This is a genomic window from Rossellomorea sp. SC111 (assembly GCF_024733565.1).
Classification (GTDB): domain Bacteria; phylum Bacillota; class Bacilli; order Bacillales; family Bacillaceae_B; genus Rossellomorea.
In genome coordinates, this window is record NZ_JANIOC010000008.1 from 158842 (window position 1) to 173053 (window position 14212).

Genomic DNA, 14212 nt, shown 5'->3' on the forward strand with positions numbered 1-14212 from the left:
CATAGTAAGGATGTGCAGGTGATACAGAGTATCACCTTAAATGTTTGACAGAGTAATTCCTATGACTTATTTTAAAGTGAGGAGAGTAACAGGTTCATAGAAGGAGAAGGGAAGACCCTTTCGATTGAATCACGGTTCCTAATGCTTTACGAAGGAGAGGGATTATGAAAAAGACAAAACGCATGGAAATCCTCTTTCTCCCTACCGAAAGAGGAACGATCAGAGTGTATGTATACGGCTTTAAATCTCCTCGATCTTTAGGTCAGGTAGTTGTTTCATATAATGATGTTTCAGTTGAAGCAAAAGGATATAAGCGAAATAAAACAATTATTAAAGCACTTGCTCAATTACACGAGCTCATCGTGAATAATCCTGATGGCTAGCACTACAGATTGATTTTTAAGAAAAAAGATATTTTCTTAAAAATCAGTCTTTTTTTATGGTAATCATGGTTGCAGAGTATTGTTGTATGGTAAAATATGAGTGAGTATTCATTCATTAATAGGGGGAGTTACATATGGGAGAAGAACAAGTTGTCATCGTAACTGGCGGTTCGAATGGTATGGGGAAATATATGGCAAAGCATTTCGTTGAAACAGGTGCCAGCGTCGTTGTCACGGGAAGGAATGAGGAGAGGCTTCAATCGGTGAAGGAGGAGTTCTCTTCTCTCAAAGGGAAAATCGAAGTATTTCAAATGGATGTAAGGGAGCAGGATCATGTTAAGGCCATGGTCGAGTTTACGGCAGAAAAATTCGGCAAAATCGATGTTTTAATCAATAATGCAGCCGGAAACTTTATATGTCCTGTAGAAAAGCTCACTCCAAATGGGTGGAAGTCCGTCATTGACATCGTTTTGAATGGAACATTTCTATGTTCGCATGCAGTTGGGAACTATTGGATCGAACATGATCAAAAAGGATCCATCATCAATATGGTTGCAACATATGCCTGGAATGCAGGTGCTGGAGTCGCTCATTCGGCAGCGGCAAAAGCCGGTGTTTTATCGTTGACAAGAACCCTGGCTGTTGAGTGGGGCCATAAGTATGGTATCCGCACGAATGCGATTGCCCCGGGACCGATCGAACGTACCGGAGGAGCAGAGAAGCTTTGGATCTCAGAAGAAGCTGCCAAAAGGACCATCGACAGTGTACCTTTAAAACGTTTGGGTACACCGGAAGAAATTGCTGGCCTTGCCTTTTTCCTAGCCTCTGACAAAGCTGCCTATATAAATGGAGAATGCATCACGATGGATGGAGGCCAATGGCTGAACCCGTTTCCATTTTGATCTGACATGTTCATAAAAAGCGCTATTCCTAAAAAAGCTTTCCCCATTCTTGTTCAAGTGACAGGAAAGGGAAAGCTTTTTGGGTTTTTCTTTTTTAAACCAACAGAATAGTTATGTTATAATTATGCAAAAAAACATGAGTGATGGTGGGGGAGTGCGAATGGACGCATTAGAGATATTATCCAATATAGAAAAAGTGATTCCGTACTTTCAACCGATCTTCAGTGCAGATGAACATAAAATCATCGGTTACGAGGTATTTGGAAGAATGGATATGGGGAATGAAGAGGTTGAAAGTCTAGGCCCGTTCTTCGGTGACGATGAGATACCTGATGAATATAAAATTGAAGTGGATGAACGAGTCACACGGTTAGCGCTGGAAAAATTTTTAGCTGAGAAACAAGAGGGGTACATATTCTTGAACCGTGATGCCAGGTTACTTATGCTCGATCACGGTGAATCCTTCCTTGAGCTCCTTCTGGAATATGAAAAGAAGGGATTGGATTTAAACCGGACAGTGATCGAATTGTCTGAAAAAACATTTGTAGGGGACTTTGATCAATTGGTTCATCTTCTCCTCTATTACAAAACATATGGAATGAAAATTGCCATCGATAATATCGGGGGTAGCAGCGGTCAATTGGATCGGCTGTCACAGTATTCGCCGGATATATTGAAAGTGGATCTATATCAACTTCGTAATGATGCGGGGAATAAAGTGTATAAAGATATTTTATATAGCTTATCGATGCTTGCGAGAAAGATCGGGGCATCTCTATTGTTCGAAAATATTGAAATCAACTACCAGCTCCAATTTGCCTGGCTGAATGGCGGCAGGTATTACCAGGGCTTTTATTTAAAGCATCCTTCCGCATCCTTTCTCCAACCGGATCTGTTAAAAGAGAAGCTGAAAGAAAAATGTCAGGACTATATCCGCTATGAAAAGAAGCATCTGGAAGCAGGCTATGAATTCGCTGACCTCCTTCATAAAGAAATCAGTCAAAAATTAATAAACCTAAAGAAACAAACGGTGGGATTCGATGATCTGCTTTTTGAGGTGGCGAGGCATTTTGCGGATAAATGTTTTCGGGCATACATTTGTGATGAAAATGGGTTTCAAGTCTCGAGCAACGTAGTGAAATCCGATCAAATTTGGAAGATTGAACCAAGGTACAAAGGGAAAAATTGGAGCTGGCGTCCGTACTTCCTGGAAAATATCATCCGGATGAGAATCGATAAAAAAGGTTTGCTTTCTGATATATATAGTGACATCGATTCAGGGGAATCCATCCGTACGTATTCCTACCCGTTCGGAAATGGACTTTATCTCTTCATGGACCTCTCGTATGAATTTTTATTTGAAGAAGAGGGTTTGCTTTTTTAGCATACATTTCTTGAATAGCCACCTCTTGTTGGGACAAATTATTCTAAAGGACATTTTGTAAGGAGGGGCTGTATTGAGTATATTTATGATTGTGCTTGCGTTGATTGTTTTGGCGCTTGCTGGTTATTCACTTGTGTATACCTTTAAACTGGCGGGGCAGGAAAAACGGTTGAAGGGTGAATTTGACACAGACATTCCCGACGTCGTGAAAGAGCACCCGTTCATTCGTAATCCCGTTTTTTTATCCATCCTGATTGGTACCATTCTGATTACATTATTCATCATTTACTGGTCCATACGCTATTTATCATAGTAAATAAAGGATGCTGCATGAACATCATGCGGCATCCTTTTTTGGTTAAATGTACCACCAATAAATGTGTTTGAGCGCCACGGACAGGGGGAATTTGACAAACAAACCAATAAATATGTCAGTCATTGTTAGGATTTAACGAATGAATGGTATCCCATCGACATTTTTCTATTGCTACAATAATTTCATCTACTACGTATAGGAGTGAAAATACATGGGGAAGAAAAATCTATCGATATTATTATTTATTTTAGTCCTTGTAACAGCTGCTTGTGGACAAGCCAGTCAAATACAGGCATCCGGGTTCACGAAGGAGAATGCATTAACCCTTGTTAAGGAAGCGTTTCAAACTCAAGTATCCTTGAGTGAAAAACCACAACAGAAGAATCAAATTGAGGAGAAGCTTTCAAAGTATCTTACCCATAGTCTTACAGCAGGTTTTATGAGTGAAAACGTATATAAGGTAGATGGTGGGTACATCACCTTCGGCTCTGATTTCGCCTCGCACTATGTACCATATTTCCAGTATGATGATTCAACCAGAGCCCGATACATAGATGGGAAATGGTATGTCTGGGAAGAAAGAACAAAAGAAGAGGAGGGACCTGTTTCCAGCATAAACGGCATTGAAGCCGTGGTGTTGAGTGAAGAAGAAGGGACATGGAAGGTTTCCTCGATCACGTATGAATTACCGGAATCAGTTCAACGATCACACTGACAGGATAAGGTGGCCCCAGGATGCCTTGAGAACTGGGGCCACCTTTTTATTGAAGGGGATTATTTGTTTAAGGCAGCAGACAGGGCTTCCAGGTTGAAGCCTGAAATGACTTCAAAATCAATGGTGACGGTAGGGGTGGAGTAAGAATTCAATTGATTGATAAGATAGTTTCTTGCCTGCTCATCTTTTTTTATGTTGATTTCTTTATACTTCACATTATGTTCTTTCAAGAACATTTTGACCACTTCACAGGGTGGGCATTCGGGTTGAGAGTACAGTGTGACTTTCTTCATGATGAACGGTCTCCTTTTTCTTGTTTTATGAAATAATCTACGATCCCCATTGCAGAAACGTTCATATCCAACTCCAACAATGAGTAAATAGGGTTGTTTGGATCGATTCCTTTTTGCACCAATTCCCTTCCTGTAAGTTCGATTAATAGGGAGGTGATGGTTCTTACGTTCTCCTCCATTGTAACATGTGAGGAGTACTGCTCCTCACTCTTTTTTACGAGTAAATCCAGCCATTTTTCCACTTCTGTAAGGGCAAACGACACTTCCTCGCTTACGCCGTAATGGCCAAAATACAACCGGTCGAGATGAAGGCTTCTATACAGGCGAATCGAATTCTTCATTTTCTCAGGATCAAATTGATTGGGAGAGGTGGAAGGGAAATAAAAACGCTTCGACCCTATGGAGTATTGAATCCCACACGTATCGCCTGTGAACATCCCGTTTGAAGTGGAATCAAAGATGCTGAGGTGATGCTCGGCGTGTCCCGGGGTATGATAAAACGTTAGCGTGCACGTATCACTTAGACTTAGCTTTTCTTCATGGGCCATCACCTGAATCCTCTCTTCAGGAATCGGTACAATGGGATCGAATAGTTCATCGAATTTGTCACCATAAACCGCTCTGGCCCCTGAAATCAATCGCGTTGGATCGATGAGATGACGCTTTCCTTTAGGGTGGACTATGATACTCGCGTTAGGGCACTCTTTTAGAAAAAGACCTGCGCCTCCAGCATGATCAAGATGTATATGGGTTAAAATTATGTATTGAATATCTTCAGGATTAATGTTTAACTTAGAGAGACCTTTTTTTAGATGAGGGATAGAAGGACTGGCCGATGTTTCGATAATGGTCAGCGCCTCTTCATTTATTATATAACTGCCTGTGCGTTCCTTTAAGGATAAATCCATTAGATCAACTAATGATATGCGGGAATCTATACGGTAAATACTCATCGAATCAATCCTTTCATTGAGAGAAGATAGTAATCACCTTTCATTATAAAGGAATTTAAGTAGAAAAGGGCAAAACATTAGATTTCACAGGATAGAATCTGGTACAATGCAAAAGCTATGACCAAGAATTAGATCAGGAAAGGAGAGAGTGATTATGTCTCAGCTTCTTGGAATTATACAAAGATTAAAATCATTACAAGAGCAAGGTGAACAAGGGGAAACTCAACAACGATTTTTTGAATACAATGGTAAGAAAATCTGTGAGGTGAAGTATCTTCCCAAGCAGGATACATTCGAGATTGAAGTCATGAATGAAAAAGGAAACAGCTTTCCTTTTGATAACATAGACATTACAGCCATTGAAATTTTCGAACTTCTACAGGAAGCCCAACAAGATTAAACACTCAAAAGGTAACCATCCGGTTATCTTTTTTAGTCTTTAGACCGATCGTTTTAACATACATTTTTCTTCCAGTGTGTTAAAATGGAGGGTGTCAGCTTCTTTTGTCTGTTAGCGTCACGCAAAATTCTTATTGATTAAATGAGGGGTTATACATGATTTCATTGAGTAGCAAGGAGTTATTAGAAACGAATATTAAGGATTTTATTATTCCTTCTGAGAAGGTGGCTCATGTTCAAATGGGAAATTCCCTGGAACATGCGTTACTATTACTCACAAAGAGCGGTTACTCAGCCATCCCTGTACTTGATCCAGCGTTCCGTTTCCAGGGATTGATCAGTTCAAGTTTAATTACCGATTCGATTCTGGGTCTCGAACGTTTTGAGTTCGAAAAACTTGAAGCAAAAAAGGTAGAGGAAGTCATGACAACAGACTTTCCGATTATCTCTTTACAAGCAGATTTCAAGAAGGCTTTGGAATTATTAGTCGACCATCCATTCTTATGCGTGGTGTCAGACGATGGGTATTTTGAAGGGATCATGACAAGAAGAGTTGTGTTAAAACAGCTTCAACGACAGCTGTTTAAAAGGGATTAAATCCTTTTTGGCAGTTACATACCGAAAAATTTTTAGAGGATGGCACACTTGTCATCCTCTTTGTTCTTTCATAAGATAAGATCAACGAGTCAGCTTTATTGCAGTACTGTTCTATTGGACAATCCTTAAAATAACAAGTTCTTACCGAGTTGCAGGATGAGAATGAACGTTAATATGTTTAAAAGGATCCGGAGGTGTTTCATAGAGAGCCTTGATGCCAGTCTTACTGCCAACTGAGCTCCTATGAGGGCCCCCAATGCAAATGGAACGGCGACACCCCATTCGACATGACCACTGTGAAAATAGATCGTGAATGCCCCTAAACAACTGACAAACGTCTGAAAACGGGTAAGGGCCACCGATTTTAAATAAGACAATCCATGAAATAAATGTGTGTACATGAGCATAGTTGCCTGCCCTGGTCCGAATAATCCGTCGTACGTACTGATGAAATACAAAAGCCCGTAGACCCTGTAGTGTTTCTGTTTCCTTTCCTTTGGCTTAAATCCCTTTAGCAGGCTTAATGCCAGGGCAAAGAGAAGGAAGAAGAAAGCCATCCATTCAAGGAGGGAAGGGGTGATCTTATCCGATAGAAAGGCTCCTGTCAGCCCACCGGCGAGTGCAATTGGAAGGATTGGCAAACATTCCTTCCATGTGACTTTCCGGTCCCTCACCAGATAAACAAAACTCGAAAATGAACTGATAATATTCGAAAATTTAGCTGTGGCAATCGCTGTATGAATCGGTAACCCCAAAAGGAGCATGACGGGCATACCGATCAGGCCCCCACTTCCAGCCAACGTACCTATTAAAGCTACAAACAAGCCTGTGAAAAATAATATTACTTCCATTTGTCACACCTCTTTTCTGTCTACTCTCAGTGTATTCGAATTCAGCTAATAATGAAATTTTATATAATTTAAGATATAATATAAGAAAAACTTATGAAGGTGAACACAATGGCATTTTCGGAATATCAGCTGCTCCATGTACTTGCCCAGGAAATGAATATGAGGAAAGCGGCAGAACGGTTATTTGTATCTCAGCCTGCTTTGTCACAGAGACTACAGACGATTGAAAAGGAATGGGGGACGAAACTATTTATCCGTTCTCAAAAAGGCCTTTCACTGACTCCGGCCGGAGAGCTTGTCGTGAAGTTAGCGGCAGAGATGCTCCAGAAGGAAGAGAGTGTGAGGGAGCGGATCCAGGCTCTTGAGTTTGAAGTACACGGAACATTGAAGATTGCCTGTGCCTCGATCGTGGGGCAAAATTGGCTTCCGAAGGTTCTTAAGCGTTTCGTGGAGACCTATCCTCATGCTAAGATTTCTTTGATAACCGGATGGAGCAGTGAAATTCTTAAAGCAATTTATGAAGATGAAGTGCATATCGGGATCATCCGGGGTACACCGGATTGGAAAGGGCCGAAACACCATCTATTTCAGGATACACTGTACTTGGTTGATAGAGAGATTCAATCCATAGAGGAAGTCATGAAAACGGATCGTCCCTTTATCCAGTTTAAAAGTGATTCAAATTATTATCAGGAAATTCAAGACTGGTGGCATCGTCAATTCCAGACCACTCCCAGGCGGACGATTGTGGTGGACCAAATTGAAACGTGTAAGCAGATGACTTTAAACGGAATCGGCTACGCCATACTGCCAGCCATCACGTTGGACGGCATGGAAGAAAATATTTATAAAATCCCCCTCATCGATGAGCATGATTCACTCATCCATCGTGATACATGGTTACTTGGTTACGAGTCTGCCTTTCAATTACGACAGGTGGAAGCATTTCTCGAAGTTGTAAACGAATTCATCCACGAAAACTCATAGGATTCAACAATATGGGTTGTCTTCCACCCTTTAATCTGATAAAGTAATTCAAGAAACGAATTCTGAATTTATACATAATTACGGAGGGAATTCTCATGAACATGATGGATGCAAACGAAATTATTTCTTTTATTCAAAATAGTACTAAATCGACTCCAGTAAAGGTTTATGTTAAAGGTGATCTGGATGGGATTAACTTCGGTTCTGCCCAAACGTTCCTTCAAGGAACATCAGGGGTGGTATTCGGAGAGTGGAGTGAGCTTTCTACTATTCTTGAAGAGAATAAAGATAAAATCGAAGACTATGTAGTGGAAAATGATCGCCGAAATTCTGCGATTCCTCTTCTAGACCTTAAAGGCGTGAAAGCCCGTATCGAACCAGGTGCCATTATTCGCGACCAGGTCGAAATCGGCGACAATGCGGTCATCATGATGGGGGCGATGATCAATATAGGTTCTGTAATAGGCGCAGGAACGATGATCGATATGAATGTTGTACTGGGTGGACGTGCAACGGTAGGAAAGAATTGTCATATCGGGGCAGGTGCAGTGCTTGCAGGAGTCATTGAACCGCCATCTGCAAAGCCCGTGGTTATTGAAGACGATGTCGTCATTGGTGCCAATGCCGTTGTCCTCGAAGGTGTAACGGTCGGAAAAGGGGCTGTTGTGGCAGCAGGAGCAATTGTGGTGGATGATGTTGCTCCATACACGGTTGTGGCAGGTACCCCGGCGAAGAAATTGAAAGATATTGATGACAAAACAAAATCAAAGACAGAAATCAAACAGGAATTACGTCAACTGTAATTCATTCAAACATAGAAGGTAGGAGAAAGAACGGACGGCTATCGTCTGTTCTTTTCTTGTAGATTCCAGTTTTCACAATTCATCACTCTATTTTTTTATAAGGAGGATATCCATGTCAACAGTAGACTTTAAGTCGATCAGGAGAGATCTCCATCAAATTCCGGAACTTGGGTTTCAAGAGTTTAAAACTCAAGCATACTTAATGAATTATATTAGCAATCTTCCTGATGACCGATTAGAGGTTAAGACCTGGAAAACTGGCCTTTTCGTTAAGGTTCATGGCACCAACCCTACAAGGACGATCGGGTACCGTGGGGACATTGACGGCCTGCCGATCGAGGAAGAAACAGGATTGGATTTTCCTTCTTCACATGAAGGAAGGATGCATGCCTGCGGACATGATTTTCACATGACGATTGAATTAGGGGTTCTCACACATTTTGTTCACCACCCAATCGAAGATGACCTTCTTTTCATTTTTCAACCGGCAGAGGAAGGACCAGGCGGGGCGGAACCGATGCTCCAAAGTGAAATCATGAAGGAATGGAAGCCGGATTGTATTTTTGCCCTGCACATTGCACCGGAATATAAAGTGGGGACGGTTGCCGTTAAAGAGGGGCTGCTGTTTGCCAATACGTCTGAACTCTTCATAGACTTTAAAGGTAAAGGAGGACATGCTGCCTATCCCCATCATACCAGGGACATGATTGTCGTAGCCTCTTCCTTTGTCACCCAAATGCAGTCGATTGTCTCCCGGAATGTCGATCCATTAGACAGTGCGGTCATCACAGTCGGGAAAATGGAAAGTGGTACGGTACAAAATATCATTGCAGAAACGGCCAGATTGGAAGGGACCATCCGTACCCTTTCAGCCCAGTCGATGGAGAGCGTAAAACAGCGGCTGGAAGCTTTGATCGAAGGAATGAAAATCAGCTATGAGTGTGAAATTGAAGTGAATTATGGCAGCATGTATCGGCAGGTCTTCAACGATCCTGAGTGGACAAAGCATTTCATGTCTTTCTTAAAGGATACGAACCGAAATCTTATCATCTGTAAAGAGGCCATGACAGGAGAAGACTTTGGTTATATGCTTGAGGAAATACCCGGCTTTATGTTCTGGCTGGGTGTCGACTCCCCATACGGGCTCCATCATTCTAAATTAAACCCGAATGAAGATGCCATTGACTTTGCCATCACCCTCCTTACGGATTATATAGGTTCATTAAAATAATCCATCTTTATCACGGAACGTCTCCTGGATGCGTTCCGTGATTTTTTTTATAAGAGGCACAAAGAAAAAGAGAAGGCAGCGCCTTCTCTTTTCCCATTTTATCAGTCTTCTTTTTTCTCGATATAAACCTGATGAGGATAAGGGATTTCAATTCCGTTTTGATCAAGGGCTTCTTTCAATGCTTTGCGAAGCTTTCGTTCCACTCCCCATTGTTCCATGTTTTTTGTTTTGCATAACACCCTGAGAACCACATCAGAGGCACCAAGTGTCTGCACACCGAGCACATTCGGACCATCGACAATGTTATCATCTTCTTGTGCAATAGTATCGCACACCTGTTGAAGTACGACCATTGCCTTATCGATGTCATCATCATACGAAATACCGATATCGACAAGCGCCCTCATGTTTCCACGTGAATGATTGCTGACACTCGTGATTTCCCTGTTCGGTACGTAGTTAAGAGTCCCATCGAATCCGCGGATATGGGTGGTCCGTAATCCGACCTCTTCCACAATCCCTGAGAAGCTTCCAGTCGTTACAAAATCACCCACATCAACTTGCTTTTCAAGAAGAATGAAGAACCCTGTAACGACGTCACTTACTAATCCTTGCGCACCGAACCCGACGGCAAGTCCGACAATCCCTGCGCCGGCAAGGATAGCCGTTACCTGGATACCGAAGATCTGCAGGATCGTTACGAAGAAAACGAATATCAGGATATAACCGACAATATTTTTTGAAAGACTTTGTAATGTCTGAGCACGACCGTCTGATACATCATTTCTCTTTCGATATTTGTCAAAAATCCTTTCAATCACTTTGTTCGCTGCACCTTTTACAATGATAAAAGCGATCCAAATCGCTAAAATTTGCAGTGCACCTATTCCAATCGTCACTAATAGACCGCCCCAATTAAAATTGGATAGTCGATCACTTAAAGCTGTTAATCCAAATATGTAATCCAAATCCAAACATCCTTTCCTATTAAATAATGACCATTCTAGTATACACAATACTCCATAGGTTATGTCAAAGGAGATATTTCCTTAAAATACATACTGGTTTATTCCCTGGTTTGGAAATGATAAACTAAACTCTGGTAGTTTATGAGTGAAATAAAAGAGTAAAGACAATAAAAATGAACCAAAACAATTAAGGGATGACGGGAATTAATTATAATCATTATAATATTATATTAATTATAATTGACTAAAGAAATCCAATCCTATATAATGAAAATTGTGAGTTGAAATGGACAGGCTTTTTAAAACCTTCCTTTCACAGACACTATTTCATCAAACATTCATTGGAGGGATCTATTAATGGCAGAACGCATGGTTGGTAAACAGGCTCCACGTTTCGAAATGGACGCTGTAATGCCAAATAAAGAATTCGGTAAAGTATCTTTAGAGGAAAATATGAAAAACGATAAGTGGACAGTATTATTCTTCTACCCAATGGACTTCACGTTTGTTTGTCCGACGGAAATCACCGCAATGTCAGACCGTTACGATGAGTTTGAAGACTTAGACGCAGAAATCATCGGTGTTTCTACAGACACAATTCATACACACTTAGCATGGATCAACACCGATCGCAATGCAAATGGAATCGGAGAATTAAACTATCCATTAGCGGCAGATACAAACCATTCTGTATCCCGTGAATATGGTGTTCTGATTGAAGAAGAAGGTGTGGCCCTTCGTGGTCTTTACATCATCAATCCTGAAGGAGAACTTCAGTACCAGGCTGTATTCCATAACAATATCGGACGTGACGTTGAAGAAACATTACGTGTACTTCAAGCACTCCAAACCGGCGGACTTTGCCCGGCGAACTGGAAGCCAGGTCAAAAAACTTTATAATTTTAAAATGAATAGAGGCCTAACCGTTTGTTAGGTCTTTTTTTACAACATAAATAGACAAAATCATCTTTAAGGCAGAAAAATCCGAGACTGACTGAAGGAGGCAATATCAATGAAACTGCGTTCACCTATGCCTGAACTGACAGGAGCTACTGAGTGGCTGAATGGAGAAGTGACAAAAAAGGATCTTGTTGGTGACAAACCGACCCTTATCCACTTCTGGTCGATTTCTTGTCACCTCTGTAAAGAAGCGATGCCCCAGGTAAATGAATTTCGTGACCGGTACAGTGATAAACTGAACGTAATGGCTGTTCATATGCCACGTTCAGAGGAGGATCTAAATCTGGACGAGATCAAAAAGGTGGCTTCGGAGTACGATATCACACAACCGATCTTTGTGGACAGTGAGCATAAATTGACAGATGCATTTGAAAATCAATACGTCCCTGCTTATTATGTATTTGATAAAGATGGAAACCTTCGTCATTTCCAGGCAGGAGGAAGCGGTATGAAGATGCTAGAAAAGCGTGTGAACCGTGTCCTGGATGAAATGGAAAAAAGCGAATAGGGATCAAACGTAATATGGAGGAGAGATCGGTCAAAAGACCGATCTTTTTTTGTGGTTTCATTTTTAAAATATATATGAATAGTGAGATTTAAAGGAGAATTCACAAAAAGGAAAAAATTCTAAAAAAGGGTAGATAATTATTTCGAAAGCCGATATATTTAGTAGTACGTTGTTTTTTTATAGAACACGGAGGGGAGAGGAATTATGGATACATTTAAAAAATTGAAAGCCTTTTACTGGCCTTATAAAAGGCATTTTATCATTTCAATGATTTTTTTGATTTTTGTTACAGGCATTACAGTGGTATATCCAATGATCTTACAAATAACAATTGACGACGTCATTCTCCAAGGGGAATATAAGTGGATTCCGTACCTTGCATTCGGATTTATCGGCATCATGGTCCTAAAAGGGATCGCCACATTCATCCAACAGTACAATGGGGATCTTTTTGGGATAACCTCGGTTTACCGAATGAGGAATGAATTGTATGAAAAGCTTCAATTCCTCCCATTCAGTTATTATGATAACGCCAAAACAGGGGACTTGATGTCACGCTTGACGGCGGATGTAGAGGCTTTCCGGTTCTTCTTATCATTTGGATTCTCGGAATTGCTCCGTTTTTTCCTGCTGGTGACGGTGAGCTTTGGGGTGATGTTCTACTATTCACCTTCTTTGACCTTTGTCACCCTGGTTTCTTTGCCTTTTCTGGCCATTGCCGTATACAAATTCGATAAGGCGGTCCATCCTGCCTTCCGTGGTATCCGCAAGTCCTTCGGAAAGCTGAACACGAATGTACAAGAAAACATCTCCGGGATCAATACGGTGAAATCACTGTCCCGTGAAGATTTTCAAATCAATAAATTCAACCGGTCAAATGGTGATTACAAAGATAAGTACCTTTTTACATCGGATATTTGGGCGAAATATTTCCCACTTATGGAGTTCTTGGGGAATGTGAGTGTCGTAACCCTCCTTGCATACGGTGGATACCTCGTGATGAATGGAAATCTTCAACCAGGAGAGCTTGTCGCCTTTTACAGTTTGGTCTGGTATATCATCTGGCCGATCATGAACCTTGGATTCACAATCAACCTGTTTTCCCAATCAAAGGCATCGGGAGAGCGATTATTGGAGATTCTGGAAGTGGATGAGAAGATTAAAGACCACAATGAAGTCATTCATACTGATGAATTGAAAGGTGAAGTGGAATTCAAGCACGTATCACTGAATTACACGGTGCATGACGAAGCAGCCCTTGAGGATATTTCCTTTAAGGCAGAACCCGGCAAGGTCATTGGTCTGATCGGGGGCACTGGATCAGGGAAAACGAGTATCACCCAGCTGATCACACGTTTCTATGAACCGGATGATGGGGAGATCCTCATTGATGGAAGGGATGTAAAAGATTATTCGTTAAAATCACTTCGTCAAAATATTGGATTCGTCCTTCAGGAGTCATTCTTATTCTCCTCTACCATCAAAGCCAATATCTCATATGGTCGACCGGAATCAACCATGGAAGAAATCATCGAAGCAGCTAGACGAGCACAGGCACATGATTTCATCTCAGAATTGCCCGATGGCTATGACACAAGACTGGGAGAAAGGGGATTGGGTCTTTCAGGCGGTCAGAAACAACGGATCGCCATCGCACGCGCGATTTGCACAGACCCGTCGATCCTCATTCTCGATGATGCTACGAGCGCCGTGGACATGGAAACGGAATTCAGAATTCAGAAAGCGCTGAAAGAAGTCATGGCCGATCGCACGACCTTCATCATCGCACACCGGATTTCATCCCTTAAGCATGCCGACGAAATCATCGTCCTCGAAAACGGGAAAGTGGTTGAACGAGGGGTTCACGATTTCTTACTGAAAAATAACGGACCATATCAGCGAATCTATGATATTCAATACCAAGACCAGAAAAAAATATTACAAACTCAGGAAGGGTAGGTG

Annotated in this window: 17 protein-coding genes; 13 read left to right on the forward strand and 4 right to left on the reverse strand. The window is 41.5% G+C overall.

Annotated elements, in window-relative coordinates; all coding sequences use genetic code 11:
- Positions 1–164: 164 nt before the first annotated feature.
- The 5 genes from NQ095_RS12285 (at position 165) to NQ095_RS12305 (ending at position 3700) form a co-directional block, all read left to right on the forward strand.
- The gene (locus tag NQ095_RS12285; protein WP_060670046.1) at positions 165–383 is read left to right on the forward strand and encodes a hypothetical protein; all 219 of its coding nucleotides are present in this window, start codon (positions 165–167) and stop codon (positions 381–383) included.
- A gap of 134 nt (positions 384–517) precedes the next feature.
- Positions 518–1285 (forward strand): 2,4-dienoyl-CoA reductase, encoded by a 768-nt coding sequence (gene fadH / locus NQ095_RS12290; RefSeq protein WP_258263764.1) that lies wholly within the window; start codon positions 518–520, stop codon positions 1283–1285.
- Between the two features lie 160 nt (positions 1286–1445).
- Entirely contained in the window at positions 1446–2669 is a 1224-nt protein-coding gene (locus NQ095_RS12295; protein ID WP_258263826.1) for an EAL domain-containing protein, read from the forward strand.
- Between the two features lie 73 nt (positions 2670–2742).
- Positions 2743–2982 carry a hypothetical protein gene (locus tag NQ095_RS12300; RefSeq protein WP_258263765.1) on the forward strand — a complete coding sequence of 80 codons (240 nt, stop codon included), beginning with the start codon at positions 2743–2745 and terminating at the stop codon, positions 2980–2982.
- Positions 2983–3196: 214 nt separating this feature from the next.
- On the forward strand, positions 3197–3700 hold the full coding sequence (locus tag NQ095_RS12305) for a DUF3993 domain-containing protein (protein WP_258263766.1): 504 nt from the start codon (positions 3197–3199) through the stop codon (positions 3698–3700).
- A gap of 59 nt (positions 3701–3759) precedes the next feature.
- On the opposite strand, the gene NQ095_RS12310 is transcribed toward NQ095_RS12305, so the two are convergent.
- Together NQ095_RS12310 and NQ095_RS12315 are read right to left on the reverse strand one after the other, a co-directional pair.
- On the reverse strand, positions 3760–3993 hold the full coding sequence (locus NQ095_RS12310) for a glutaredoxin family protein (RefSeq protein WP_258263767.1): 234 nt from the start codon (positions 3991–3993) through the stop codon (positions 3760–3762).
- Positions 3990–4946 (reverse strand): MBL fold metallo-hydrolase, encoded by a 957-nt coding sequence (locus NQ095_RS12315; protein ID WP_258263768.1) that lies wholly within the window; start codon positions 4944–4946, stop codon positions 3990–3992. Before NQ095_RS12315 ends, NQ095_RS12310 begins: the two co-directional genes overlap by 4 nt.
- Positions 4947–5100: 154 nt before the next feature.
- Here NQ095_RS12315 and NQ095_RS12320 point away from each other — a divergent pair, with 154 nt between their 5' ends.
- Together NQ095_RS12320 and cbpB are read left to right on the forward strand one after the other, a co-directional pair.
- Positions 5101–5346: a YkuJ family protein gene (locus NQ095_RS12320; protein WP_034756109.1), complete on the forward strand. Its 246-nt coding sequence runs from the start codon at positions 5101–5103 to the stop codon at positions 5344–5346.
- A 155-nt stretch (positions 5347–5501) separates the two neighbouring features.
- A complete protein-coding gene (gene cbpB, locus NQ095_RS12325) occupies positions 5502–5942 on the forward strand; it encodes a cyclic-di-AMP-binding protein CbpB (RefSeq protein ID WP_258263769.1) in 441 nt (146 codons plus the stop codon).
- Positions 5943–6067: 125 nt separating this feature from the next.
- On the opposite strand, the gene NQ095_RS12330 is transcribed toward cbpB, so the two are convergent.
- Positions 6068–6793 (reverse strand): sulfite exporter TauE/SafE family protein, encoded by a 726-nt coding sequence (locus NQ095_RS12330; RefSeq protein WP_258263770.1) that lies wholly within the window; start codon positions 6791–6793, stop codon positions 6068–6070.
- A gap of 108 nt (positions 6794–6901) precedes the next feature.
- On the opposite strand from NQ095_RS12330, the gene NQ095_RS12335 reads away from it, so the two are divergent.
- The 3 genes from NQ095_RS12335 (at position 6902) to NQ095_RS12345 (ending at position 9814) form a co-directional block, all read left to right on the forward strand.
- Positions 6902–7780 carry a transcriptional regulator CcpC gene (locus NQ095_RS12335; protein ID WP_258263771.1) on the forward strand — a complete coding sequence of 293 codons (879 nt, stop codon included), beginning with the start codon at positions 6902–6904 and terminating at the stop codon, positions 7778–7780.
- A 95-nt stretch (positions 7781–7875) separates the two neighbouring features.
- Complete coding sequence (gene dapD / locus NQ095_RS12340) at positions 7876–8583, forward strand: 2,3,4,5-tetrahydropyridine-2,6-dicarboxylate N-acetyltransferase (RefSeq protein ID WP_258263772.1); 708 nt, start codon at positions 7876–7878, stop codon at positions 8581–8583.
- 112 nt (positions 8584–8695) lie between these two features.
- On the forward strand, positions 8696–9814 hold the full coding sequence (locus NQ095_RS12345) for an N-acetyldiaminopimelate deacetylase (protein WP_258263773.1): 1119 nt from the start codon (positions 8696–8698) through the stop codon (positions 9812–9814).
- Between the two features lie 101 nt (positions 9815–9915).
- Here NQ095_RS12345 and NQ095_RS12350 read toward each other — a convergent pair whose 3' ends face one another.
- Positions 9916–10782 (reverse strand): mechanosensitive ion channel family protein, encoded by an 867-nt coding sequence (locus tag NQ095_RS12350; RefSeq protein WP_258263774.1) that lies wholly within the window; start codon positions 10780–10782, stop codon positions 9916–9918.
- Positions 10783–11139: 357 nt separating this feature from the next.
- Here NQ095_RS12350 and NQ095_RS12355 point away from each other — a divergent pair, with 357 nt between their 5' ends.
- The 3 genes from NQ095_RS12355 to NQ095_RS12365 all read left to right on the forward strand — a co-directional run bounded on the left by NQ095_RS12355 (position 11140) and on the right by NQ095_RS12365 (position 14209).
- Entirely contained in the window at positions 11140–11682 is a 543-nt protein-coding gene (locus NQ095_RS12355; protein WP_098440909.1) for a peroxiredoxin, read from the forward strand.
- Between the two features lie 112 nt (positions 11683–11794).
- The gene (locus NQ095_RS12360) at positions 11795–12250 is read left to right on the forward strand and encodes a TlpA family protein disulfide reductase (RefSeq protein ID WP_258263775.1); all 456 of its coding nucleotides are present in this window, start codon (positions 11795–11797) and stop codon (positions 12248–12250) included.
- Positions 12251–12454: 204 nt separating this feature from the next.
- Positions 12455–14209 (forward strand): ABC transporter ATP-binding protein, encoded by a 1755-nt coding sequence (locus NQ095_RS12365; protein ID WP_258263776.1) that lies wholly within the window; start codon positions 12455–12457, stop codon positions 14207–14209.
- Positions 14210–14212: the final 3 nt, after the last annotated feature.